At 43.5% G+C, this 25560-nt stretch carries 18 protein-coding genes; 6 read left to right on the forward strand and 12 right to left on the reverse strand.

Annotation, left to right across the window (positions count from 1 at the left end; genetic code table 11):
• Positions 1-51: 51 nt before the first annotated feature.
• Positions 52-1683, reverse strand: a complete 1632-nt coding sequence (gene pruA, locus U0035_RS07890; RefSeq protein WP_114789454.1) for an L-glutamate gamma-semialdehyde dehydrogenase — start codon at positions 1681-1683, stop codon at positions 52-54.
• 61 nt (positions 1684-1744) lie between these two features.
• A protein-coding gene (gene prfB, locus U0035_RS07895; RefSeq protein WP_114789455.1) for a peptide chain release factor 2 occupies positions 1745-2840 on the reverse strand; the annotation gives its coding sequence in 2 pieces (ribosomal slippage) (positions 1745-2779 and positions 2781-2840; 1095 coding nt in all).
• Positions 2841-2988: 148 nt separating this feature from the next.
• Between prfB and U0035_RS07900 the strand changes: the two genes are divergently transcribed.
• Together U0035_RS07900 and U0035_RS07905 are read left to right on the forward strand one after the other, a co-directional pair.
• Positions 2989-5439, forward strand: a complete 2451-nt coding sequence (locus tag U0035_RS07900) for an ATP-binding protein (RefSeq protein WP_114789456.1) — start codon at positions 2989-2991, stop codon at positions 5437-5439.
• Positions 5436-5837: a response regulator gene (locus tag U0035_RS07905; RefSeq protein ID WP_114789457.1), complete on the forward strand. Its 402-nt coding sequence runs from the start codon at positions 5436-5438 to the stop codon at positions 5835-5837. Before U0035_RS07900 ends, U0035_RS07905 begins: the two co-directional genes overlap by 4 nt.
• Positions 5838-5842: 5 nt before the next feature.
• Here U0035_RS07905 and U0035_RS07910 read toward each other — a convergent pair whose 3' ends face one another.
• From U0035_RS07910 to odhB, 6 genes are all read right to left on the reverse strand, one after another.
• The gene (locus U0035_RS07910; protein WP_114789458.1) at positions 5843-7258 is read right to left on the reverse strand and encodes a c-type cytochrome domain-containing protein; all 1416 of its coding nucleotides are present in this window, start codon (positions 7256-7258) and stop codon (positions 5843-5845) included.
• Between the two features lie 16 nt (positions 7259-7274).
• On the reverse strand, positions 7275-8210 hold the full coding sequence (locus U0035_RS07915; protein ID WP_114789459.1) for a sugar phosphate isomerase/epimerase family protein: 936 nt from the start codon (positions 8208-8210) through the stop codon (positions 7275-7277).
• A gap of 10 nt (positions 8211-8220) precedes the next feature.
• Positions 8221-9729, reverse strand: coding sequence for a DUF1501 domain-containing protein (locus U0035_RS07920; RefSeq protein ID WP_114789460.1), 1509 nt, complete (start codon positions 9727-9729; stop codon positions 8221-8223).
• A gap of 54 nt (positions 9730-9783) precedes the next feature.
• Positions 9784-12516 (reverse strand): DUF1553 domain-containing protein, encoded by a 2733-nt coding sequence (locus tag U0035_RS07925; RefSeq protein WP_114789461.1) that lies wholly within the window; start codon positions 12514-12516, stop codon positions 9784-9786.
• Positions 12517-12611: 95 nt separating this feature from the next.
• Positions 12612-13763 carry an RsmB/NOP family class I SAM-dependent RNA methyltransferase gene (locus U0035_RS07930; protein WP_245957608.1) on the reverse strand — a complete coding sequence of 384 codons (1152 nt, stop codon included), beginning with the start codon at positions 13761-13763 and terminating at the stop codon, positions 12612-12614.
• 70 nt (positions 13764-13833) lie between these two features.
• Positions 13834-15396: a 2-oxoglutarate dehydrogenase complex dihydrolipoyllysine-residue succinyltransferase gene (gene odhB, locus U0035_RS07935; RefSeq protein ID WP_114789462.1), complete on the reverse strand. Its 1563-nt coding sequence runs from the start codon at positions 15394-15396 to the stop codon at positions 13834-13836.
• Positions 15397-15559: 163 nt separating this feature from the next.
• On the opposite strand from odhB, the gene U0035_RS07940 reads away from it, so the two are divergent.
• The gene (locus tag U0035_RS07940; RefSeq protein ID WP_114789463.1) at positions 15560-16207 is read left to right on the forward strand and encodes a response regulator transcription factor; all 648 of its coding nucleotides are present in this window, start codon (positions 15560-15562) and stop codon (positions 16205-16207) included.
• 85 nt (positions 16208-16292) lie between these two features.
• Here U0035_RS07940 and U0035_RS07945 read toward each other — a convergent pair whose 3' ends face one another.
• Positions 16293-19049 (reverse strand): 2-oxoglutarate dehydrogenase E1 component, encoded by a 2757-nt coding sequence (locus U0035_RS07945; RefSeq protein ID WP_114789464.1) that lies wholly within the window; start codon positions 19047-19049, stop codon positions 16293-16295.
• Positions 19050-19330: 281 nt separating this feature from the next.
• Between U0035_RS07945 and rpsT the strand changes: the two genes are divergently transcribed.
• Entirely contained in the window at positions 19331-19588 is a 258-nt protein-coding gene (rpsT, locus tag U0035_RS07950; RefSeq protein ID WP_114789465.1) for a 30S ribosomal protein S20, read from the forward strand.
• A gap of 76 nt (positions 19589-19664) precedes the next feature.
• Here the strand turns inward: rpsT and murQ are convergent, their stop codons facing one another.
• Together murQ and U0035_RS07960 are read right to left on the reverse strand one after the other, a co-directional pair.
• Positions 19665-20474 carry an N-acetylmuramic acid 6-phosphate etherase gene (murQ, locus tag U0035_RS07955; RefSeq protein WP_114789466.1) on the reverse strand — a complete coding sequence of 270 codons (810 nt, stop codon included), beginning with the start codon at positions 20472-20474 and terminating at the stop codon, positions 19665-19667.
• Positions 20475-20651: 177 nt separating this feature from the next.
• Positions 20652-21500: an N-acetylglucosamine kinase gene (locus tag U0035_RS07960; RefSeq protein ID WP_114789467.1), complete on the reverse strand. Its 849-nt coding sequence runs from the start codon at positions 21498-21500 to the stop codon at positions 20652-20654.
• A gap of 166 nt (positions 21501-21666) precedes the next feature.
• Between U0035_RS07960 and U0035_RS07965 the strand changes: the two genes are divergently transcribed.
• Together U0035_RS07965 and U0035_RS07970 are read left to right on the forward strand one after the other, a co-directional pair.
• Complete coding sequence (locus U0035_RS07965) at positions 21667-23274, forward strand: S41 family peptidase (RefSeq protein ID WP_114789726.1); 1608 nt, start codon at positions 21667-21669, stop codon at positions 23272-23274.
• 238 nt (positions 23275-23512) lie between these two features.
• Positions 23513-24874 (forward strand): pyridoxal-phosphate dependent enzyme, encoded by a 1362-nt coding sequence (locus U0035_RS07970; protein WP_114789727.1) that lies wholly within the window; start codon positions 23513-23515, stop codon positions 24872-24874.
• A 24-nt stretch (positions 24875-24898) separates the two neighbouring features.
• Here the strand turns inward: U0035_RS07970 and U0035_RS07975 are convergent, their stop codons facing one another.
• On the reverse strand, positions 24899-25471 hold the full coding sequence (locus U0035_RS07975) for a DUF922 domain-containing protein (RefSeq protein WP_162817757.1): 573 nt from the start codon (positions 25469-25471) through the stop codon (positions 24899-24901).
• Positions 25472-25560 lie beyond the last annotated feature (89 nt).

The raw sequence follows: 25560 nt of genomic DNA on the forward strand, positions 1-25560 counted from the left end.
AGCTTTTAAAAAACTTTTTCTTTCCGACTCTCTTATTATAAAATAACTCAATTAATCCTCGGCTAAAAACGGATATTTATAATCTGTTGGCGGATTAAATGTTTCTTTAATAGTACGGGCACTTAACCAGCGGTATAAATTTAATATAAAGCCGGCTTTATCGTTAGTACCCGAAGCACGCCCTCCACCGAATGGTTGCTGTCCTACAACGGCGCCTGTTGGCTTATCATTGATATAGAAGTTACCTGCCGCGTTTTCCAGTTTCCTTGTTGCTAACTCCACCGCAGCTCGATCGGTCGAAATAATAGCCCCGGTAAGCGCATAAGGCGATGTATTATTAACCAGGTCCAGCGTTTTCTCAAATGCACTGGCAGGATAAACATATAAAGTAAGTACGGGCCCAAAGATCTCCTCGCACATAGTAAGGTATTGCGGGTTCGTAGTTTCAATTACTGTAGGCTGGATGAAATACCCGTTTTTTTTATCACAGCTTCCACCCGCAAGTATGGACGCATCTTTATCCTTTTTCGCTTTATCAATATAATTTTTGATCTTGTCGAAGCTACGTTCGTCGATCACCGCATTAATAAAATTGCTGAAGTCTTCTACCATGCCCATTTTAAAGGAGTTGATGCCTTCAACCAATTTCTTTTTTACTTCTTTAGCAATATTGGAGGGGATGTAAGCGCGGGAAGCCGCCGAGCACTTTTGCCCCTGGAACTCAAAGGCGCCCCGTAAAAGCGCCGTAGCTACCACTGCAGGATCGGCGCTCTTATGCGCTATAACGAAATCCTTCCCGCCGGTTTCACCAACAATACGGGGATAGCTTTTGTATCTGCCAATATTTTTACCAATCGTTTCCCACATGGTATTAAACACACCTGTAGAACCTGTAAAGTGTACTCCTGCAAAATCACGATGACTAAAACATACTTCTCCTAATTCAGGACCGTTAACATAAATAAGGTTGATCACACCATCAGGTAATCCTGCTTCCTTCAAAATCCGCATGAACATTTGCGCAGAGTAAACCTGCGTGTTTGCAGGTTTCCATACCACTACGTTACCGCACATTGCTGCCGAAGTAGGCAAGTTGCCTCCAATTGCCGTGAAGTTGAACGGGGTTACCGCCAGCACAAATCCCTCCAGAGGACGATACTCCAAACGGTTGTGCATACCCGGGCCACTGATGGGCTGTTGCTTATAGATCTCGCTTAAGAAATGCACATTAAACCGGAGGAAATCTATGATCTCACAGGCGCTGTCTATTTCTGCCTGGTAAGCATTTTTACTCTGCCCTAACATAGTAGTACCATTCATGTGAAAACGGTATTTGGTAGCAATCAGGTCTGCAGCTTTTAAAAAGATACCAGCGCGGCTTTCCCAGCTTAATGCGGCCCATTTTTCTTTGGCGGCAAGCGCTGCATCAATAGCCTGCTGCACATGCTTTTTATCGCCCATGGAAAACTGTCCCAGGGTATATTTTCTTTCATGGGGAGGGTGTATGGATATTTTATTTTTTGTAAACACCTGCTCGCTACCTATATACATCGGAATATCCAGTGTCTCCGCCTTAAGCGTTGCTAACGTAACTTTTAGCTGCTCCCTTTCTTTGCTGCCGGGTGCATAATTCAATACCGGTTCGTTAACCGGTAAAGGGTATGAAAAGGTTCCTATACTCATGATAAAATTTATTAGTATAAAACTATTGAAAATAACAGTACGCTAAATTGGATAGCATAAGCTACGATGCATCTCCTTCTTTATCAGCCATCAGGTAAGCTTTAATGAAGCCATCCAGCTCGCCGTCCATAACCGGTTGTACATTCCCAACTTCATAATCAGTTCGATGGTCCTTGATCATTTTGTAGGGGTGAAAAACATAGCTGCGGATCTGGCTTCCCCATTCTATCTTTTTCTTATTAGCATTGGTGGCATTCTTTAATTCCTCCCGCTTGCGCAGCTCTTCTTCATATAAGCGGCTCTTCAGCATTTGCATGGCTTTTTCCCGGTTGCCCATTTGTGTGCGCTCGGTTTGGCAAACTACCACAATACCCGTAGGTATATGCGTTAAAAACACCTTGGTTTCTACTTTGTTTACGTTCTGCCCACCGGCGCCGCCGCTTCGCGCTGTTTCCATTTTTACTTCACTGTCCTTGATCTCGATCTCAATCGTATCGTCGATTAATGGATATACGAATACCGATACAAATGAAGTATGCCTTCTGGCATTGCTGTCAAACGGTGAAATACGTACGAGCCGGTGCACACCGCTTTCTGCTTTTAAGAAGCCGTAGGCAAAAGCGCCATCAAACTGCAGCGTAGCTGTTTTAATACCTGCGCCATCGCCCCACTGCCAATCAAGCTCGGTAACCCTCCATCCCTGCTTCTCACCATACATACGATACATACGCGCGACCATCTCTGCCCAATCCTGGCTTTCGGTACCACCGGCACCTGAGTTGATCTGCAGCACCGCGGGCAATTCATCTTCGGGCTCGTTCAAAGTGCTTTTGAACTCAGCTTCATCTAAAGTCTGAAGCGCCTGGTCGTAAGCCTCCTGCGTTTCAGCTTCTGTGGCATCCCCTTCTTTCCAGAAATCAAAAAGTATGGCAAAATCTTCTACTGCTGTTTCAGCATGGTTAAAAAGATTGACCCAATATTCGTTTACTTTTAAAGTCTTTAGAATTTCGGTTGCACGTTTGTTATCATCCCAGAATCCGGGACTTAACGATAATTGTTTGTCTTGTTGAATTTTTTGCGTACGGTTCCCGACGTCAAAGAAACCTCCTTATCCCGAGAACGCGGGACCGCATATCCTGTAATTTTTCCTGTGTCATGATTGCAAATATAGAGTGAATCCTGTTACATTGCTTTAATGACGCTATATTTGCGCTCATTAATCGTGCCCGAAAGCCATATTATATATTTATAATATGTAAATTTGTGTGTTGATGGCATTGTAAAAAATGCTTTAATTGTGGATACATGAGAGCGCTATCTTCTAATAATCAAAACATTCTGAGAAATCCGCCACTACTGATTAGCGCTTTAGCAGCTATCGTTGTTTTCATTGTTTCCATATTGATTATTGAACAGCGCCGGAATATTGCGATCACCCAGGCCAGATTTGAGCTGGCTACGGAAATGAAAAGGGTAAATACCCGTTTGAATTATTTTTTTAGCGACATGTATAGTGGATTGGCGGCTATTACGCGGATCATTGATGACAAGGGGCAGGTGCATGGTTTTGATACCGTAGCCAAAGAAGTGCTAGCCAATAACGGCAGGTTAACCAGCATCTCTCTTATTCCGGGCGGCACCATTAAATATACTTACCCCGCCAGCAATAATATGGCATTAAATAAAAGCATATTGCATACAGGGAGTAGGGAGGAGGCTGCCGGCGCTTTGGCCGCCTACAAATCCAAAAAGATTGTGATTGCCGGCCCCTTCACCAATTTCTCAAAAGTAGAATCTATTGCTGCACGACTGCCCGTTGTTATAGGCGATAAATTCTGGGGCTTCTCAAGTGCACTGGTTTCCCTGGAAGATCTTTTAGAAGCCAGCAATATCAAAAACTCTGATAGCAGTAAATACCGGTACAGCTTATCTTACATTAGCTATATCAATGGAAAGGAATCCTTTTTTTTGGGGAGTAAACCGCCTGACAGCCCTACGACATTAGAAGAACAAATGTCCCATATCAACTGGAAGTTCTATATAACAGCTCAAATGTCGTCGTTCCGTCTTTTTTGGTTGCCGGCATTTATCTCGCTATTGGGTTCAGTAATAATAGGGGTTATTCTCAAAAGAACGCTGACCAAAACCTTCAGGCTTCAAACCCTGGTATTTCAAAAGGACCAGCAAATTGCCGAAGCCCAAAAAGAGTTCAAGGCTATATTTGATAACGCGCCCATTGGCCTGGCCCTGATTAACCCGGAAACGCAAAAGTTCTCAAGCACCAATGAAACCTTCCGAAGAATTTTCGGGCTGGAAAGAGGCATATTTCCGGAAGGTAATGAGCCGGCGGTTGCTACACAGGAAGTCTTTTCCGATATGCTGGCAAAGATCAACGATATTAACGAGGGAAATATCGGACAATTATCTGGTGATTATCGCCACATTACTAAACAAGGCTATGAAATATGGACCCACTATAAGCTATTCGCATTGCCAACACTCCCTCACCAGAACCGAAAGTATGTAGTGATTGCGGAAGACATTACCGAAAAGCTGGTAGCGGATCAAAAACTTAAACATTCGGAGAAAAAATACCGGCACCTGTTTGATGAATCGCCTGTTGCTTTGTGGGAAGAAGATTTTTCAGATGTGGTAGCTCTGTTGAGAAAAAACGGAATGATGGGAAAAAGTGAGGAAGAGGTGATTGATTATTTCACCCGGCAGCCTAATTCGCTCGCTTCTTATACCGGGTTGGTTAAAGTAAAGTCGATTAACGATGAATGTTTCAGGCAGTATAAATTTAACAGCAAAGAAGAGTTGTTTGAACACTTCCCCCGAACGCTCGTCCACGATAGTAATCTTCACACCACTAAAAAGATATTAGCAGCTATCTGTGCAGGGCAACACCAGTTTAAATCGCAAAGTTTATTCTACAATGCTGAAGGGGAAATGAGAACCTGCATTTTATCATGGCAGGTCATTCCCGGGCACGAAGAAAATTATGACCAGATCATTCTTACTACAGTAGACATTACAGATCTCAGGAACTCAAAGGAAGAGCTGCGTAAATCGCTTGAAAAGCTGGATCATCAAAATAAAAGACTCCTCGATTTTTCCTATATCGTATCTCACAACTTAAGGTCGCATGCCAGCAATATCCAATCTTTAACTGATCTGATTTTGTCATCTCAGGATATGGAAGAAAAAAAAGAGCTGGTAATCTACCTGCATAAAGTAGTTAAGATCTTAGGTAGCAGTATTGATGCCCTTAACGATGTAGTAACTATTAATGCAGATGTTGATGTGTCGCAACAACAGGTTAAGCTACGGGAAGCAGTAGATAAAACGGTTCATGTGTTGAGTGATAAAATCCGTCAAAAAGAAGGGGTTATACTTAACAATGTTCCCAAAGACATAACTATATTTCACAATAGGGCTTATATAGAAAGTATTTTGTTAAATTTGGTTTCAAATAGCCTTAAATACTCTAAGCCGAATGTTTGCCCGGTCGTGAGCATTACCTACAATGAAGAGAAGTCTGAAAAAGTTCTGACTTTAAATGACAATGGTATAGGCATAGATCTTGAAAAAAATGGTCACAAACTATTTGGTCTCTTTAAAACTTTTACACACAACCCCGATGCTAAGGGTATAGGGCTCTATATAACCAAACGACAAATTGAGGCTATGGGAGGACGTATTACAGTGGACAGCGTAGTAAATGTGGGAACCACTTTTAAAATTTATTTTAAATGACAAAGCGAAAGAATGTACTGGTTGTAGATGATGACCCTGTTTTTAAATTGATAGCGAGAAAACTTTTTGAAAGAAGTGGTGATTTTTTTGAAGTAACATTTGCAGAAAACGGGCTTGAAGCTATTGAGCTTTTAAGAGCAATGATCGACGAAAAATTAAAGTCTATACCCGATATCATTCTGCTCGATATAGAAATGCCCATCATGAACGGATGGGGCTTCATGGAAGAATTTGTAAAACTACCTGAGGAAGCAACACAGGATATCAGCGTTTATACAGTCAGTTCGTCAATAGCCCAGGAAGATAAAAACCGAACCGCTTCCTACCCTCAAATCAAGGCTTATATTACCAAGCCCCTTACCGTTGATATTATCAGGAGTATCGCCGGAATACCGTAACCCTTCTATTGCTCAACAATACCCTCATAAACTGTGGTATCGCTTTTCAGGATGGGAACTTTGTAGCCGCCTGTATCAATTAATGTTCCGGGTAGTTGCTTTTTTAAAGATGACAGGTCAAACTTAGCCCCGGCTATATCGTATAGGTAAAGCCTTTCCAATCTTTTTAAACCTGACAGTTGCATAAGAGACTCAGAAGATATACGCGTTCGGCCCAGATTAAGGTATTGCAGTTGCTGAAGGGTTTTTAAAAACAACAAACCGGCATCTGTTATCGGATTACCTTCCAAATGAAGCCTTCTTAAATTTTGAAATATTCCTATAATTTTAAGGTCCTGATCCCTGACGTTTTTATTCCCCAGCTTTAACCATACCAGCTGATCCTTTAACTGTTCTAATAATTTCAACTCTTCCGTGGTTACGGGGTCTGCGCCCACAAAATTGGCGGAAAGGTAATTGCTGTTGGTAGCTACAGGTATCACAACTACCCCCTTCTCCCGAAGCGCCGATATAATTTTGCTACTGGCCGCAGCAACTTCTTTATCAGGCAAACCAACAGGCCGTTCCTCCTTCTTTTCTCCACCCGTTTGCAAGGCAGTAAGAACGGGCCTGATCTTCTCAGATACATTTAACTGGCTTACTTTTTTATTAAAACCAGCGCCACTATTCACCCACCAGTGCAACAAATCTATCTCCTGCCGGGTTAGCTGTGGCTTTTCTTTGGGCGGCATATGATCTTCGTCGCTTTGCGGCAATAATATACGGTCTATCAAAATGCTCTTCTCTGCATGATTCCAATCTACAGGCACACCTCCTTTACCTCCCTTTAATATGTAATCCGGCTCATCCAGTCTCAACTTTCCTTTTTGCTTACTACTGCCATGACAGCTATAGCATTTGGTTGAAAGAATAGGTTTGATAATATCATTATATACTATTGCCTCCTGTACACGGGCAATAGGTTTAAATTCTACGGAATCTGCAGATTGCATCGGCGCTGATAAATAATCAGCACCATGCGTAATAGAGCCGCCCAAATGCCCGGCAACGGTAATACAGAGCACCAGCAGTATCATCAAAGCCTTGAGAAATCTTACTTGTAATCGGTGTACAATATAACAAGCGATAGCTATAACTGCCGTTGTAATCCCCACCCACTGATGCGGGCCAACCGATACCTGGTCATAATCTCCGCTACGAGACAGCAAGAAGCCCGATATGCATGCGGCAAGGGCTGTTAGCATACCCGCCAGCAGGGCTATACTGATAAAGCTATACTGTGATTGCCTTTTTTCGGCGCCTGTGAAAATATAGTATAAGCAAACTAATAGCAGGATGCCGATAGGCAGATGTACCACAACCGGGTGCAGACGCCCTCCCAGCTCTGTTATACTATTTAAAGTCACAAATGATTTGAGCATTTACCAGGAGGATTAATCAGGAAGCGTAACGTTTTTTAAGTAGCTGCATCATACCCACGTTTACCTGCCATAGGTCTGCTAATGGTTTTCGGGTAAAAGGCATGGTTGGCATGTAATCCGGCGGACCAAACTCTGTTAGAAAAGTGATGCTACCCCCTTCTTTCCGTTTTCTCTCTACAACTTTATCCCACCATGCGAAATGAGCTTTGACCGCATTTTCCCATTCAGGTGCCTTGGGATCATTTACCTGCGGTCCCTGCTGATGCCCAATGCGCGCATGTATATGTTCCACTCTTTCCAGAGCCTGGTTCACTGTCTCCTGCTGATCGGCGAGCAGACTTTCATGCACACAGCACCAATGAGAAATATCCAATGTGAGTTTCAAGTCTGGATACCTGTTCATAAAAGTTCTGGCCACGGGCGCTGCATACAACATACGCCCACGATGCGTTTCATGGCATATTTTTATACCGGTTTGTTTAGCCAGGTCTAAAGTGTATTCTATAAACTTTGCATTATCATCAAAACTGAAATAATCCCTTCCTGATTGATTGTTGATATAAACCGGTTTTTTACGGGATTGGCCGGTAGCGTCATCGATCATTTTTTTAAAGGCGGCCAGATGCTCTGCGGGGTCAGTTTGCCAACCGCCGCATAAAAAACCTATTTCAAGATCATACTTCTTTAATGCATTAAATATCTCATCCTGCTCTTTTTTATCGTCCGTCCACCAAAGCTCTATACCGTCATAGCCTGCCTGTTTTGCCTTATTGCAAAACGAATCCATAGTGCCCTCAATACCCCAGTTGGTTGCCATGATCTGGATACCGAACCCTTTTGCCGGTTGGTGTTCGGGTTTATTGATCATTGCAACACTGTCCAACGAGGCCAGCAATAATGCAGCGGAACCCGCCGCTGAAGTCCTGATAAAATGTCTCCTGTTTTGTTTCATTAATTTTCTATTAAGCAAGAATGTCATGTATTACTTTACCCCCCACATCTGTAAGCCGGAAAGGTCTTCCCTGGAATTCATAGGTGAATTGTTCATGATTAAATCCCAACTGGTTCAATATTGTAGCCTGGATATCGAAGGCTTCTGTTTTACCTTCTACGATACTATAACCTATTTCATCTGTTTCGCCATAGCTGGTTCCGCCTTTTACGCCACCACCCGCCATCCATACGGTAAATGCGTCTCCATGATGATCGCGTCCTTTGAAGGCCATCGTTTTACCATCCCTGTTCTCCTGCATGGGTGTACGGCCAAATTCTGCTCCCCATACTACCAATGTTTCATCCAGTAAGCCTCTTTGCTTTAAATCCAGCAATAATGCGGTAACCGGTTTATCAACCTGCCTGCATTTATTCACCAGCCCTATATCAACTGCATTACCTGCCGAATCTCCGTGTGCATCCCAGCCCCAATCAAATAGCTGCACAAACCTTACGCCCTTTTCCACCAGCTTGCGGGCCAATAACACATTATTAGCAAAGCAGGCTTCGCCGGGCCGGGTGCCATACATATCATGAATGTATTTCGGTTCATCGTTAATATTCATCACCTCAGGAACCGATATCTGCATCTTATAGGCCATCTCGTATTGTGCGATGCGGCTCAATATTTCCGGATCATTATAAGCTTTATACTCCTCGCGGTTCACTTCATTGATGGCGTCAATAGAAGCTTTGCGGATATCACGATTCATCCCCCCGGGATCTGCAATAAACAATACCGGGTCGCCTTCACTACGACATTGCACACCCTGGTATACACTGGGTAAGAAACCGCTGCCCCAGAGGCTTTTCCCTCCGTCAGGATTATTGCCACCCGAAGTAAGCACTACGAATCCGGGCAGATTTTTATTTTCAGTACCCAGTCCGTAAGTGATCCATGAGCCTATACTGGGTCGGCCACTGCGTGCCGAACCGGTGTTCATTAATAATTGAGCCGGTGCATGGTTAAACTGATCGGTAGTTACGGTATTGATAAAAGCAATATCATCTATCGCATTAGCGAGATGCGGCAAATTATCGGATAACCATAAGCCACTTTGCCCATGCTGCCTGAACTTGGCCTGCGGTCCCAGCATCTTGGGTACGCCCCGGATAAAGGCGAACTTTTTTCCTTCCAGTAGTGATGGCGGACAATCCAGGCCGTCCAGCTTCGCCAGTTCCGGCTTATAACTAAACAATTCTAATTGGGATGGCGCACCGGCCATATGAATATATATTACCGCTCGCGCCTTTCCCGGGAACATCGGGGGTTTAGCCGCCAATGGGTGGACGGGATCAAAAAGATGATTGGAAGAGTCGGTTTTCCTCCCGCCGCAACCACTCAATAAGGAACCAAAGGCCAGCGCACCTAAACCAAATGCGCTTTCTTTTAAAAAGTGTCGCCGGGTATGCATTTGCATTTGTACATGAGCAGCCTCGCTTTGAAGCCGGTCGTTATGTAATTCATCTTTGGTCATCAGCAGGCAATAATTTAATGAAGTATTATTGATCAGTTTTTACGCCCGATCCCATTAACTTTTCGTCAGCCATTCATCGAAGTTTAACATCGCATTCGCCACCACTATCATAGCAGCCCTTTCGGGCTTGGCAACAGAACGGCCCATGCTATCTGCTACGAGGGTCATTGTTTTACCGGCATCAGCGCCAAAAGTTTTTAAAGACTTATTGTACAGGCCCATTAAAATATCCAGCTTCGCCGGATGAATGGGTTTATACATCATACATTCATAGCCTTTTTCAATTTGCTTTCCGGGATCGCCACCACCCAAGCTTTCCATTCTTTTGGCTAAATGCCGGGCCATATCTAAGTAAGCAGAATCATTGAGCATACTTAAAGCCTGTAAAGGCGTATTGGTTCGTATACGCCGGGGCAAACACACATCCCGCATGGCCGCATCAAAGCCAATCATCGACGGATAAGGAGCCGTTCGTTTCCAGTAGGTATATACCGCCCTGCGATACTGGTCTTCACCTTCACTCTGCTTCCAGTCTGCCCCGTTATAAGGCGATTTCCATATACCTTTTGGCTGGTAGGGCATCACACTTTTCCCAAACATTTTGTCACTTAAAACAGCACTTACAGCCAAAGCCTGATCCCTTATCTGCTCGGCGGAAAGCCGAACCCGTGGACCTCGTGCATATAATTTATTGGCAGGGTCTTTTGCAAGTAATTCATCCGGCACTTCTGAACGTTGCCGGTAAGTGGCAGACATTACTATTTCCCTGAGCAATTGTTTTACACTCCATTTATGGTCGTTCATAAAACGCCATGCTAAATAATCCAGCAGTTCTTTATGCGTTGGAGCCACACCCTGCGTTCCCATATCTTCTAATGTTTCTGCAATACCAGTACCAAATAGCTGCTCCCACAAACGATTTACCATGGTTCTTGCCGTAAGCGGGTTGGTTTTATCCGTCAGCCACATCGCCAGTCCCAACCTGTTCTTTGGCGCCTTAGCAGGCATAGCGTTCAAAACAGCCGGTACACCTGGTTGCACAGCATCTCCTTTCGAAAGCCAGCTGCCCCTGTCGAAAATATTGGTAGTGCGGAACATATCGGAGGGGCTCTCAACTAAAATGGGTGTAGCCGTATAATCTGAAGAAGTGATCAGGTCATTATAAAGCTTATAGGCACTATCGAAGCCTGGCAATTCTTTACCCGGAAACGGTTGCTTTAAATAAAACCAGCTGAATGTGGCGCCATTTTCTTCCGGTGTTTTTAACGCAGGGTTATGGTAAGTAAGCCAGAGATCATGCACACCTTCCGGCGCTTTTATATCAACGGTTGCCACCTGCCATCCATCGGTAGGCTTTAATACTATGCTTGCTATAACAGGTCCCTTTAACGAATCTGCATGCACCTGCCACAAACCTCCGGAAATACCTGTAGCATAACGAAACATCAGCTCCGTCTTATCGGTCAGATTCACTTTCTTAAGACGGCTGCTGCCGTTATTCCGAAGCGAGAGCCACTTGGTATCGGCCAATGCGCTATTCGTAAAAGCGTCCGTTGTAACCGAGTTGATGACAGGTTGCCCGGTTTTTAAAAAACGGATGACCTGTTCTTTCTCATTTCCCTTTACATTTTGCGATAGCCATGCTTTTAGTTTTTCAAATTTCAGGCTGTCGCCATTTTTATATTCTCTGAGCAGCGGAAAATCTTCAAAAGTATCTTCATCCCGGGTATTGTTGAAGAAAGCCATAAACCGGTAGTAGTCTTCGTGTTTAAAAGGATCGTATGGGTGGCTATGGCACTGTACACAGGCAAAAGTAGTTCCCATTAAAGCTTCCCAGGTTGTGTTTACCCGGTCAATTACTGCAGCAGTGCGATACTCTTCATTATCAGTGCCCCCTTCATCATTGGTTAAAGTATTACGCTGGAATGCAGTGGCAATATATTGCGCGTCGGTAGGATCGGGCAAAAGATCTCCGGCTATTTGCTCGATCAGAAAAGCATCATAGGGTTGATCACTGTTGAAAGCATTAATCAACCAGTCGCGGTATCGCCATATAGAGCGATGCGCGTCTTTTTCATAACCCTTTGTATCAGCATAACGCGCCAGGTCGAGCCAGAGCGAGGTCCATCTTTCGCCATAGGCCGGCGAAGCCAGCAATGCATCCACCAGCCGCTCATAAGCCTTATCGGAAGGATCATTTAAAAACTTACGGGATACTGCTTCTGAAGGGGGCAACCCGGTAAGATCCAGGCTAACACGTCTTAACAAAGTAGGTTTATCGGCTTCGGCTGCCGGGGATAAACCATTTGCTTCTAATTGGTCAGAAATAAAGCGATCTATATCATTTTTACTCCAATCCTCGTTCCCTTCAGGAACCGGTTCCTTTTGTGCGGGGATATAGGCCCAATGCTTCCCCCATTCGGCGCCCTGCTTCACCCAGCTTTTCAGGATCTTTATTTCTGCATCCGGAAGCGCATCATGCTTATAGGGCATCCGCTCTTCCGGGTTCACCGTAAGGCGTCGTATAAATTCACTTTCATCAGGTTTACCGGGAATAATTGCCGGTTTGCCACTCTCTGTTTTGGCCAGCGCTTCCTCCCTGAAAAGAACGCTAAAGCCGCCACTTTGCTTTACACCGCCGTGACAGCTGATACACTTCTTATTGAGAATAGGTTTTACATCGGCATTAAAATCCACCTTCTTTTCCGATGAAAAAAAATACCATGTCCCGGCTGTAACCACCAGTAAAGAAATAACCAGCAATACCCTGTAATTTGATAAAAGCATACAACAATCGTTCTTCAAATTTATGAAGTCTTTTCTGCAATCGTAGTACAGAATTGGTCAAAAGTTACAGCTTTTTAACCAGTTGCAGAGGGTCTCTACATAGGCGCTTTCATTAAAGCGGCAAACATCGTATCTGCTTTTTGTTTATACCCCTTTAAAACCAGTTGTTCAACCAGCTGTAATCCTTTATTTTGAAGTAGGTTGACCTGACCTTCATTTTCTTTTTCGAATACCGAACAGGTAATATAAAGCAGGTATCCGCCGGGCTTCAGATATTGAATGATATTGGCTGTAATAGAGGATTGCAGTTTCACAAATGCATCAATGCTGCCCGGTTCAAAATAAAGCAATTGCTCCGGCGTGCGTGCCCAGGTACCGCTACCGCTGCAGGGAACATCGGCAATGATCAGATCAAACAACCTGCCCGGGTTCGCACTGGTAGCGTCCCCAACAAAAGCACGGTAATTTTTTACCCGGGCTTCCTGGAACCTTTTCTTTAAATTGAAAAGAATAGTAGGTCTTATATCCGATACGGTAAGTTCCATTTGCTGCAATATATCATTGGCCAGTATCGACTTTCCACCGCTGGCAGCACAACAATCCCAAACAAGCGGAACCATCTCATTCTTATTTACTGTTTGGTATAGCTGCAGCAGCTTAGCTACCCTTTGAGAGCTGAGGTCCTGTACCACCACTTCCTGGTTCAATCGCACCAGGTCTTCCACGCGAACGCTATTGCTTAACCGTAAACTGTCATCCGTCAAAACAAACGGAATATCTGCAGTCTTGAGTTTGTCAGTCACAGCGCCTTTATGCCCTGGCCTTACACGAAGGAACAAGTCGGGTTGTATCAAATGAGACCGGGTAAATGCATCATTGTTGATTCCCGCACTGAATGAATGTACCGCTGGAAAGATATGATCAGGAGACTCTTTAGGTAAATGAAAACTGTCAAAAAAAGCAAGCCACTCATCCGGCCAGGAGGCTTTTGAAAGCCAATAGCCTTTCACTATTTTTTGCCCGGTTGCTAGTTGGGGATAGGATCGGCCCAAACGAAAATAGCAGTAGCAGAGTTCGGATATCTGCCTGCGATCTTTGCTGCCGAATTTTTTATGCTGTGAAAAATAATTCTTAACAAAATGAGCAAACGGTATGCGGCCATCATACAATTGCAAAATGGTTACGGCACTATTCAGGTGCGAATAAAAACGCCTGAATACCGGATCCTGTATTTTAGTATTGCTCATATTGCCGGTAAAAAAATGGTTCGTGCTTTGAACACGAACCTGTTATTTTTTTTTCAATTTGTTGATTATCTTATAATTCCAGCAAGGCTTTTACAGGATCTTTTTGAACCAGTAATAACGCAGGATTTTCCAGTAGCTCTTTCACTCTTACCAGGAAGCTTACTGATTCACGTCCATCAATAATACGGTGATCATAGCTTAACGCCACGTACATCATCGGCCGGATCACCACCTGCCCGTTGATGGCTACCGGGCGCTGAATAATATTATGCATACCCAGGATAGCGCTTTGCGGAATATTGATAATGGGCGTACTTAGCATAGAGCCGAATACACCACCATTGGTGATGGTAAACGTTCCGCCCGTAAGATCTTCAGCGGTTAACTTGCTGTTTTTGGCTTTATTGGCCAGGTTAATCACTTCTTTTTCAATATCGGCCATTCCCAGGCTTTCCACGTTGCGTATAACAGGCACGGTCAAACCTCTGGGGGTGCTCACCGCTATACTGATATCAGCATAGTCGTGAAATAATATCTGGTCTCCATCGATATAAGCATTAACCGTAGGCCACTCAGATAAGGCGATCGCACAGGCTTTGGCAAAAAAGCTCATAAAACCTAAACCAACACCATGCGCTTCTTTAAACTTATCCTTATACTTAGCACGAATGTCCATGATTGGCTGCATATCTACTTCGTTAAAAGTAGTTAGCATCGCTGTCGTATTTTTAGCTTCAACCAATCTGCGGCTGATGGTTTTGCGCAGGTTGGTCATTTTTTCTCCACGCTGGTTGCGTGTGAACAATTCACCTCCGTCAAAAGCTTTTTTACCCGGATTAGCTAAAGCAGCCAGAACATCATCTTTTATTATTTTGCCAGAAAAACCAGAAGGTTTCACTGTTTTAGGATCTACTTTTTTATCTGCGATAATTGCCGAAGCCACTGGTGTTGCCTTCACATCTGCAGTAGCAGCTGCGGGCTTCTGTGCTTCTACTTTCTTTTCTTCGGCCTTAGGAGCTGGTCTTTCAGATGCTGCTTTAGCCGGCTTGCCGGTTGTTTCTTTGATAACAGCAATAGTATCGCCGATCTTAAGAGTATCGCCTTCTGCAACCGAAGATTCTAAAATCCCCGCCAGCTCTGCATTTACTTCAAAAGTAGCTTTCTCACTTTCCAACTCTGCTACTACCTCATCTCTTTCTACATAATCACCTGATTTTTTCACCCACTTCAACAAGGTCACTTCGCTGATAGATTCACCTACGGTTGGTATTTTAACGGGAACTTCTTTTCCGGTTGTTTTTAATGGTTCGGCTGCCTGTCCCGGTTCGGCTGCTTTTTCGGGGGCTGCTTCTTTTGGTGCATTGGCAGCTGGCGCATTGCTACCGTCGGGTTTTGAGGCGGTATCGTCAATGCTGGCTATAATGTCTCCGATATTAATAGAGTCTCCTTCGGCAACCGTTGTAGTCAATACACCTGCTTTCTCAGCATTTACTTCAAAAGTAGCTTTTTCACTCTCCAGCTCAGCAATTACCTCATCTCTTTCAACGTAATCGCCTGTTTTTTTTACCCATTTCAAAAGCGTTACTTCACTTATCGACTCGCCCACCGTAGGCACCTTAATATCAACAGCCATAAATACAAATGATTTTTATAGAATAGGTTGGCAAATTACGTAAAAATGACAAAAAAACGGTTTTAAATAGACAGTGATATTTAAAAAATGACTTACATTAAAAAAACATCCCCAGAATTAGTGATGAATTGCTAGTAAGGCTTCAATTATCTTTGATTGTAAGATGAGTACCCCTCCTATTAAAGTAACTGTTTTCGACGATAACGCCTATCGCAGGGACAGTTTATGTATGCTAATCAACTCCTCGCCCGGGATGACCTGTGCAGGAACTTTTTTTGACTGCAGCAATGTGATTGCTGATGTCAGGAAAACGGCACCCGATGTGGTGCTGATGGATATTGATATGCCCAATGTAAATGGCATTGAAGGTGTGAAACTGATCAGGATGAACTTTCCCAAAGTTCAGGTTTTAATGCAAACAGTTTTTGAAGATGATGACAAGATATTTGCCTCTATTTGTGCGGGTGCTTCAGGATATATTTTAAAGAAATCAACACCTGCCCAGTTATTGCAGGCTGTAGAAGATGTGTATAACGGTGATGCAGCCATGACCGCATCTATTGCAAAAAAGGTATTGACCGCCTTTCAAAAAAATGTTTTCTACGAAAACAACCAGGAAATATCATTAACTCCCAGGGAGAAGGAAGTACTGGGCTACCTGGTAAAAGGATTCAGCCATAAAATGGTAGCCTCTGCCTGCGGATTAAGCATTCATACCGTAAATACGCATATTAAAAAAATATACGAAAAGTTACAGGTGAATTCAGTTGCAGAAGCCGTAGTCAAAGCATTAAACCAAAAATTAATATAAAAATCTCATGTTTAGTTTTGAATATAAGAGGGCGGAATGTCTATTCCGCCCGATATTTTCAAACCAGGTCTTATTGGCTAGCTTCCTAGATCGTAAAAGCTGTATTTACAATTTCTTCCTGCTCTGCCTTATGCACTTTCATAAATCCTGATGCAGTCGACGCACTGGCTTTTCTGCCAATGATACCGTAGTTAATATGTTTCAGGTTCATTTGAAGGAAGGAGGCGGCGCCCATATTCAGGGGTTCTTCCTGTACCCAATACCATACGGCATTCTTGTACTTATTATATAAAGCGGCCAGCTGTTTGCCCGGTAAAGGATATATCTGCTCCAGTCTTACCACTGCTACATCTTTACGTCCTTCTTTCTGTTGTCTTTCCAACAGGTCATAATAAACTTTACCGCTACAGAAAAGCACTTTCTTTACCTCATCTGCCTTCACATAACTATCATCGATTAACTCCTGGAAAGATCCGGTTAAGAAATCTTTTTGGGCTGAATAAGTACCCGGATGACGCAAATTGGCTTTAGGCGCAAAATTGATCAATGGTTTCCTGAAAGGCCATGCCAGCTGTCTTCTTAATGCATGGAAGTAATTTGCCGCTGTAGTGATATTAGTCACTACAATATTCAATTCCGCACAGGCAATTAAAAAGCGTTCCATACGGGCGCTGCTATGCTCGGGCCCTTGTCCTTCGTAACCATGCGGCAGCAACATCACCAGGCCATTCATACGGTTCCATTTTTGCTCGGCACCGGTTATAAACTGGTCAATAATTGTTTGCGCACCATTTACAAAATCTCCAAACTGGGCTTCCCATAACACCAGGGCATTGGGAGAAGAAAGCGCATAGCCATATTCAAAACCTAAAACTGCATTCTCGCTCAACAGGGAGTTAAACATCCTGATCTTACCTTCAGCACCCGGAATGCCCGCCAGCCTGTTATAAGGTTTATCATTCACTTCGTCCCTTAATACGCAATGACGGGAACTAAAAGTACCCCTGCCTACATCCTGGCCGCTCATTCTCACATCTGCACCGTCCACCATCACCGATCCGAAAGCCAGCAACTCAGCGGTAGCCCAGTCCAGCTTAGCTTCTTCATTAAACAATTTCACCTTATCCTTCAGCAGCTTATCCACCTTTTTCAAAGGAGTAAAGCCTTCAGGAATTGTCATAATGGCGTTAAACACCTGGTTAAACTTTTCTTCCGTAATACCTGTTACCGGACTTTTATCGAAATCTGCTTCTGTAGCTTTTCTCAATTGCTTCCACAATAACTCCGGAGTCTGGTAGGTATAAGGTAATGGTCTCTGCTTTACATCATCCAGTCTATCCTGCAGATCTGCCCAGAATTTAGTCTCCATTTCTTTGGCCAGGTCTTTTGCATCTTCTTCACCGTTGTCCAGTAAATACTTTACATATACTTCACGTGGATTCGGATGCTTATCGATTAACGCGTACATGGCGGGTTGCGTGAACTTAGGATCATCACCTTCATTATGCCCGTGCTTACGATAGCATACCATATCGATAAATACATCATCATGGAAAGTGCTCCTGTAACGCGTTGCGATTTCAGCGCATTTTACCACAGCTTCAGGGTCATCTCCGTTTACATGAAACACCGGGCTTTGCGTCATTGCAGCCAATGACGTACAATAGTCGGCACTGCGGGCATCCGAGAAATCGGTGGTGAAACCGATCTGGTTATTGATAATAAAATGTATGGTTCCGCCCACCTGGTAACCAGGTAGTTTCGACATTTGCAGGAGTTCATAAACCACTCCCTGCCCCGCAACTGCCGCATCGCCATGTATCAAAATAGGCAACACTTTATCGTACTGCTCATCGTGTATATTATTGGCGCTACTTCTGGCAAATCCTAATACCACAGGGTCAACTGCTTCAAGATGCGATGGGTTAGGCATTAGCTTCAGATGAATTTTATTGCCACCCGTAGTTTCGATTTCACTACCATAACCCAGGTGGTATTTAACATCACCGCTGCCCATGGTCTGGTTAATCTCGCCTGTTCCTTCAAATTCGCTGAATATTTGCTCGTAAGTTTTTCCTAAAATATTCGCCAGTACATTTAATCGTCCCCTGTGCGCCATACCAATTACCGCTTCCTTTACATCCAGCTCGGCTGATATGTTAATGATCGCATCAAGGGCAGCAATAGTAGTCTCACCACCTTCCAGGGAAAAGCGCTTCTGGCCTACGTATTTGGTATGCAGAAACTTTTCAAACATTACCCCCTGGTTCAATTTCTCAAGAATTCTCTTCTTCTTCTCTAAAGGGAAAGGTTTGGAAAAATTTCTCTCAATTTCATTGGTGATCCAATCTACTTTCTTCTGATCGCTGATGTATTTAAACTCAACACCTACATGGCTGGCATACCAGTTTTGCAGATGCGTAAAAATATTTCTTAAGGTGGTAGTACCCAGGCCAATCAAATTACCTACTTCATATTCTGTATCCAGGTCAGCTTCACTCAAACCGTAAAAGGACAATTCTACATTGGCTCCGCGGTCTTTACGTTTTTTGATAGGGTTAGTATTGGCTAAAAGGTGTCCCTTATTGCGGTACCCCAGGATCAGCCGGTATACTGCAATCTCCTTTCTCCAGTCGTTTTTTCCCGCAGATTTAGTGGCGGCACCATTTTCGGAAACAGCCGCACCATTTTTCCCGGCCAACCCGTTCCCCACTGCAAAATCAAAGCCTTCAAAAAATTTGCGAAAATCAGCATCTACATTTTCAGGATTAGCAACAAACTCATGGTACATATTTTCAATAAACGCAGGTGATGAGTTCGTGATATAAGAAAAGTCTTTCATTATAAATGAATCATTAATATATAAATAATATTTTCAATCTTAAAGTATCCGAGAGTGTTAAAAGACGCTTTAACTATATTTCCGCGAAATTAAGATTTAATTTCTATTGGTCACAATAAAGATGCATAGAAAGCGTTAAAAGATGCTTATTCTTAAGACTTTTTAATGTGTAGGTTTACAGTCCTGTTGGACGATGCGAAACGCACCCTGTAAAAAATTAAAAAAAATTATGGTAGTATCTCTAAAAGTCCTTACCTTTGCCGTCCAAAAATTAGAAATAGATGGCCAATCATAAAGCTACAAAAAAAGATGCGCGTCAGGCAGCTAAACGCCGCGAAAGAAACAGATACTATGGCAAAACTACACGTAATGCTATCAGGGATTTGAAAGCAGCGGAAACTACTGAAGCAGCGTCTAAATTTTCTTCTGTTGAAAGCATGATTGATAAATTAGCTAAACGTGGCGTTATTCACCGCAATAAGGCAGCTAACTTAAAAAGCAAGCTGGCAAAAAGGTTGAATGCAGCTAAAGCAGCTTAATTAATTCAATTCGATATATTTTATGAAGGAAGGCTTTCGCCTTCCTTTTTTAGGTTGTACTTATTGGTGACAGTGATCAGGAAACTGCATCTATCGCAAGCTTAACACTCCCCTTCTCCAGCAGCAACTGCTTAGCCCTTTCGTAGTCTGTGATGCCGGTGCGGTCCATGATCATCCGGGTTCCCCGATCTATTAATTTATCATTAGTTAACTGCATATTAACCATTCGGTTCCCTTCTACCCTACCCATTTGTATCATTACGGTAGTGGAGATCATATTCAGGACCAGCTTTTGCGCGGTACCGCTTTTCATACGGGTACTTCCTGTAACAAACTCGGGCCCTACAATTACTTCTACCGGATGATCTGCCACTTTGCTGATATCTGCATCGGGATTACAGGAAATACTGCCTGTAACAATATTATTAGCCTGGCAATGTCTTAACGCTCCGATCACGTAAGGAGTAGTACCGCTCGCCGCCACTCCTACTACAACATCCTTCTCGCTTACATTATGTTCTTTTAAATCATTCCAGCCCTGCTCTTCGTCATCTTCTGCATTTTCTACCGGGGTCGTGATCGCTTTATTACCTCCCGCAATCACACCTATAACCACACCCGGAGGCATCCCATAGGTGGGAGGAATTTCACTGGCATCCAGTATGCCTAATCTTCCGCTGGTACCGGCTCCAATATAAAATAGTCGTCCACCCGAAAGCATCCGGTCTACGATTGCATCTACCAGCCCTTCTATTTGTGACAACGCTGCTTCTACAGCCACAGGCACTGTTTGATCTTCTTTATTAATAGAGCCCAGCAACTCCTTAATGCTCATTTTTTCCAGGTCGTTATACCTGCTGGGCTGCTCCGTTACTTTTTGATTCATCCGTAATTTTTTTAGTTGCGGCACAGCCGCGATTATTCTTGTCGGTTACCTGCCTGTCGGCAGACAGGCCCGCCTGACCGGACGGGCAGAACGCCCTGAATACACATCCTCCCTTGTGTGAAAAATGCTATACGGACGTTTCATATAGATACCAGTTTATTTTTATCTCCTGAGCCTTTACGCTTCCTTATGATATTCGATCAACCCTTTCATAGGTTTTTGCAGTATTCTTCCCAGTTCAAAATTATAGGTCGCACAAAGGTCTTTAATAACATCTTTAAAACCAAACGCTATACCGCCTACAAAATTGATCGGGTACTTCCAGGCTTCATTGTATTTGCCTAAATGTGTAAAGAAAAAATCGTTCAACCCATCTTCAATGATATTTTCAATCATATAATGCCCGCGGTTATCTGCCAGAAACCGGGCGAATGACGCGAGGTAGCGGTTAGGTAACGGCTTTTTATAGACATTCTCCAGTATTTCAGTTGCATTGGTCACATACGCCGCATCAAACCGGGCCCGCAGGTCCTCATCAAAAGTATTATACATGTAATACTGTAATACTTTTTTGCCAAGATAGGCCCCGCTACCTTCATCACCCAGGGCATACCCCAGGCCCGGGTTATTCTTTTTTATTTTCTTTCCGTCGTAAAAACAGCTGCTCGAACCCGTTCCAAGGATACAGGCAATACCTTTATTATTACCACAAAGCCCGATGGCTGCCCCCTCCACATCATTGGTAACATTAACGGTTGCCCCGGGAAAGGTTTTTTTGATAGCGTTACGAACCAGCTTGTTATTGGCAGGATTCAGGCAACCTGTTCCATAAAAGTAAACCTTATCTATCTCAGCCTTTTTTAAAGAAGGTATTAATTCGTTACGCAATAATTCAGCAATTTGCGCCTCGCCTAAAAAATAAGGGCTGATACCCGCTGTTTCTATCGATTTCACTTTTCCATTTCGCAAAAGACTCCATTCGGTCTTAGTAGATCCGGCATCAGCAATAAGAATAGATTTTGACATTAGCTAACGGTTTAAAAATAATATGCTAATATAGGTATTGATATGGTGTGAACCATGATTTATACCATCTGATTCCGATATCAGGTTTTGACAGGCTATAAAACAATCAATGTTCAACAACGGTTCAGACAATTTTATCTATTTTGCAGGCTTATTTTTAATAAAGATGAAGAGAAAATTTGTCCAAGGGACTCCTTCGCGAGAGGTTTGGCTCCCGTTGCTGCTTTCCGCTGTAATGATTTTAGGCATGTATATCGGATACAGGTTTGCAACAGGACAACCCAATAAAAAAATATTCAAAAAGGACAGGGTTACTGCCTTACAGGAAGCCCTGGATATCATCAGAACCCGCTATGTTGATTCTGTACAGATCGATACCCTGGAGGGAAATGCGATACGGGAAATGATGAGCGAGCTGGATCCCCATTCCGTATACCTGCCACCTGCAGAGCTCAAGGAAGCCAATGAAGACCTCTCCGGAAACTTTGAAGGTATTGGCGTAGAGTTTAACCAGATCAGGGATACCGTTAACATTACCTATGTTATAGAGGGGGGGCCCAGTGATAAAGCAGGTTTGCTGATTGGCGACCAGATCATTAAAGTAGACAGCAATAACCTTACGGGCAAATCGATCAATAGTTTTAAAATACGGAACCTGATACGTGGCGAAAGAGGTTCACCTGCTAAACTGGAAATCATGCGTAGCGGAAAGGTATTGCCTATAACTGTAATCAGGGGCAATATTCCTACACCTTCTATTTCAGCTGCCTATATGATGGATAAAACCACTGCATTTATCAAGCTCGACAGATTCACCAACACCACGTACCGCGAATTTATGGAGGCGGCTGAAGGGCTGAAAAAGCAGGGTATGACCCAACTGATATTTGACCTGAGAAGCAATGGCGGCGGCTATATGGATCAGGCGATACAGATTGCAGATGAATTTTTAAGCGGCGATAAGCTGATTGTATACACCCAGGGCGTTAACAGTCCTAAAACAGAATACCGCTGCAAAAGACCTGGCATATTCGAAAACGGGAAGCTGGCCGTTTTGGTGGATGAATTAAGCGCCAGCGCGAGTGAAATTTTGGCCGGGGCGTTGCAGGATTGGGATCGCGCTACTATTATAGGCCGGAGAACTTTTGGGAAAGGCCTGGTGCAGGAACCGTTCCTGTTAAGCGACGGGTCGGCCATGCGCCTTACGATCGCGAGATACTATACACCTATTGGCAGAAGCATTCAGAAACCTTATACCGGCGGCAAAAAAGTGTATATGGATGAGGTTTGGGAACGTTATGCTACCGGACAATTGTATTATGCAGATAGTAATAAAGTAAGCAATGGCAAGGTTTACAAAACTCATGGAGGCAGAACTGTATATGGCGGCGGCGGTATTATGCCTGATGTTTTTGTAGGCCTTGATACCTCCAATTATTCACGTGAAATCAACATGTTGTTTTTAAACGGTTCCTTTAACGACTTCGTATTTCATTATTACCTGGACAATAAAAAGATCCTGGATCCTTATCCAAACCCGCAGGTGTATACACAACAATTTGACCCTGCCCAAAGCATGTGGATACAGTTTACCAACTGGGTAAAAAAAGATACGATAAATCTATCGGGTGTTCCGGCCTTTGAAAAAGCAAAAGTTGAGCAAAGGATGGAAGCGCAATTGGCCCGTTTCAAATGGCGGGATTCGGGCTTTTACCAGGTAATGAATACCAAGGACACCCTGGTACTTACCGCGCTTAAAGAACTGGCAAAATAATGGGCAGTATTCAGCATCAAACACAATTAATGATCTAATTTACCTTAAAAATATCAACCACATAGAAACGTAGTTTACGAAAATAGAAAGAAAACCGAGAGGCAGATAAAGTCAATGGTATAAGCACTATGTTCAACCGCCAAGGCGGTTCTATAAATACTTAATCCGGGTATAAACTATAGGCCTATGTGTTTAAAAATCGTCGGGTTATTTAGCGGAATCGCTTAATTTGAAAAATATGGACATCAAAAATAATATCCTGGAAACCATCGGCAATACGCCTTTGATACGATTAAACAAAGTTACTCAAAACCTGCCTTGCACGGTATTGGCTAAAGTAGACTACTTTAATCCGGGGAACAGTATTAAAGACCGGATGGCTTTAAAAATGGTTGAAGTGGCAGAGCAGGAAGGAAAGCTCAAACCCGGCGGAACCATTATCGAGGGCACCAGCGGCAATACCGGGATGGGCCTGGCACTGGCAGCTATCGTGAAGGGTTATAAGTGCATTTTTGTTACTACAGATAAACAATCGAAGGAGAAAGCAGATGTTTTAAAAGCAATGGGTGCAGAGGTAATCGTATGCCCGAATAATGTGGAGCCCGATGACCCGCAAAGCTATTACAGCGTAGCAGCGAGACTGGCAAAGGAAGTGCCGAACTCCTGCCACATGAATCAATATGATAACCTGGCTAACAGGCAGGCCCATTATGAAACAACAGGCCCTGAAATATGGAAGCAAACCGAGGGTAAGATCACGCACCTGGTATGTACTGCCGGTACCGGGGGAACCATTACAGGCGTAGCGATGTACCTTAAAGAGAAAAATCCAAATATTAAAATATGGGCGGTAGATGCTTATGGCTCTTTACTGACTAAATATTTCCGTACCGGCGAACTGGACGAGAAAGAAGTTTATCCTTATTTCAGCGAAGGCTTTGGTGAAGATTTTCTGCCAAAGAACTACGACATGCGTGTGATTGATGAATTTACCCAGGTGAGTGATAAAGATGGCGCAGTGATGGCCCGAAGACTGGCGAAGGAAGAAGGCTTGTTTTGCGGATATAGTGCAGGAAGCTGCCTGAAAGGACTAATGCAGCTAAAAGATACTTTAACCAAAGACGACCTGGTGGTTTGTATTTTGCATGACCATGGCAGCCGTTACGTGGCTAAGATTTATAACGATCAGTGGATGATGGAACGGGGGTTTCTTGATGTAAAGACATTTAAGGATATTATCAGCGGCAGGCCCGGAAAGCAAAAACTGCTCACAATCACTTCTGACAAGGCGGTGGCCGATGCAGTTGAGTTGATGAAGCAATACGATATTGAGCATATTCCCGTGACCAGGGAGGGCGAGATCATTGGATCTATTACGGAGGGTGGGCTATTTCAAAAAGTATTTAGTAACCCTGATATTAAAAATCAAAAGATCGAAACTGTCATAGAGCCGGCTTTTCCTTTGGTTGATTTCAACATTGCTGTTGATAAACTAAAAACGCTGATCACTAAAGAGAATGGTGCTGTAATGAGCAAAGACGATGCGGGTATTTACCACATTGTAACCAAGTATGATGTGATTCAGGCATTGGGAGTGTAAGAAAACGCAAACAGGCTGGTATCATTACAACTTCTTAACTACGACCTTTTTCCTATACGCTTCCAATGCATCCAGCTGTGCGGCAATGGCTTCATCCCAGTCTTCCTGGGCTGCAAAATCTTCACCGTGCCGGGTTTCCTGGTCGTATAGTCGCTGATAGGCTTCTGCCGCTTTAAATTTCGCCTGCACAAAGTCAGCTATTTCTTTCCTGTAATTGGCCGACAGCTTTAAGACCTGGAGTTCACGCACGGCCTGCCGGGCGAATATCTCAGAGATATCGAAATGCTTCTGTTCGTGCATCAACAAACGCTGCTTCACCGAGGCATTATAATCCAATACCCGTTCTTTAATAAAAGTATTTTGTTTGTGTACCGTTGCTTCTACCGTGATCCGGATGCTAACCGGTCTACCGTTTACTTTGTCGGTAGTCAAATAATAAGTAATGCCGGTACGTGTTAATGCAGACACCTTATCCTCTACCGTATCCAGGCTATCGTTTACCACTTTAAAATCCTGTAATTGCAGCCTTCTTCCTTCCGTCCAGAAAATAACACTGGTGCTATTACCTGTTTGAGCAGCGGCTGTGAAACAAACCAACTGCAGAACGATCAGGATATGTAGAAAAGATACTCTAATAAAAAACTATTTGATCATAAAATAACCGGCCCGGATATAGCATATATCCT

Source organism: Niabella yanshanensis, assembly GCF_034424215.1.
Classification (GTDB): Bacteria; Bacteroidota; Bacteroidia; order Chitinophagales; family Chitinophagaceae; genus Niabella; species Niabella yanshanensis.

Coding starts and splice junctions, on each gene's coding strand:
- pruA (WP_114789454.1), bottom strand. CDS start 1,683: ATGAGTATAGGAACCTTTTCATACCCTTTACCGGTTAACGAACCGGTA.
- U0035_RS07900 (WP_114789456.1), top strand. CDS start 2,989: ATGAGAGCGCTATCTTCTAATAATCAAAACATTCTGAGAAATCCGCCA.
- U0035_RS07905 (WP_114789457.1), top strand. CDS start 5,436: ATGACAAAGCGAAAGAATGTACTGGTTGTAGATGATGACCCTGTTTTT.
- U0035_RS07910 (WP_114789458.1), bottom strand. CDS start 7,258: ATGCTCAAATCATTTGTGACTTTAAATAGTATAACAGAGCTGGGAGGG.
- U0035_RS07915 (WP_114789459.1), bottom strand. CDS start 8,210: ATGAAACAAAACAGGAGACATTTTATCAGGACTTCAGCGGCGGGTTCC.
- U0035_RS07920 (WP_114789460.1), bottom strand. CDS start 9,729: ATGACCAAAGATGAATTACATAACGACCGGCTTCAAAGCGAGGCTGCT.
- U0035_RS07925 (WP_114789461.1), bottom strand. CDS start 12,516: ATGCTTTTATCAAATTACAGGGTATTGCTGGTTATTTCTTTACTGGTG.
- U0035_RS07930 (WP_245957608.1), bottom strand. CDS start 13,763: ATGAGCAATACTAAAATACAGGATCCGGTATTCAGGCGTTTTTATTCG.
- odhB (WP_114789462.1), bottom strand. CDS start 15,396: ATGGCTGTTGATATTAAGGTGCCTACGGTGGGCGAGTCGATAAGTGAA.
- U0035_RS07940 (WP_114789463.1), top strand. CDS start 15,560: ATGAGTACCCCTCCTATTAAAGTAACTGTTTTCGACGATAACGCCTAT.
- U0035_RS07945 (WP_114789464.1), bottom strand. CDS start 19,049: ATGAAAGACTTTTCTTATATCACGAACTCATCACCTGCGTTTATTGAA.
- rpsT (WP_114789465.1), top strand. CDS start 19,331: ATGGCCAATCATAAAGCTACAAAAAAAGATGCGCGTCAGGCAGCTAAA.
- murQ (WP_114789466.1), bottom strand. CDS start 20,474: ATGAATCAAAAAGTAACGGAGCAGCCCAGCAGGTATAACGACCTGGAA.
- U0035_RS07960 (WP_114789467.1), bottom strand. CDS start 21,500: ATGTCAAAATCTATTCTTATTGCTGATGCCGGATCTACTAAGACCGAA.
- U0035_RS07965 (WP_114789726.1), top strand. CDS start 21,667: ATGAAGAGAAAATTTGTCCAAGGGACTCCTTCGCGAGAGGTTTGGCTC.
- U0035_RS07970 (WP_114789727.1), top strand. CDS start 23,513: ATGGACATCAAAAATAATATCCTGGAAACCATCGGCAATACGCCTTTG.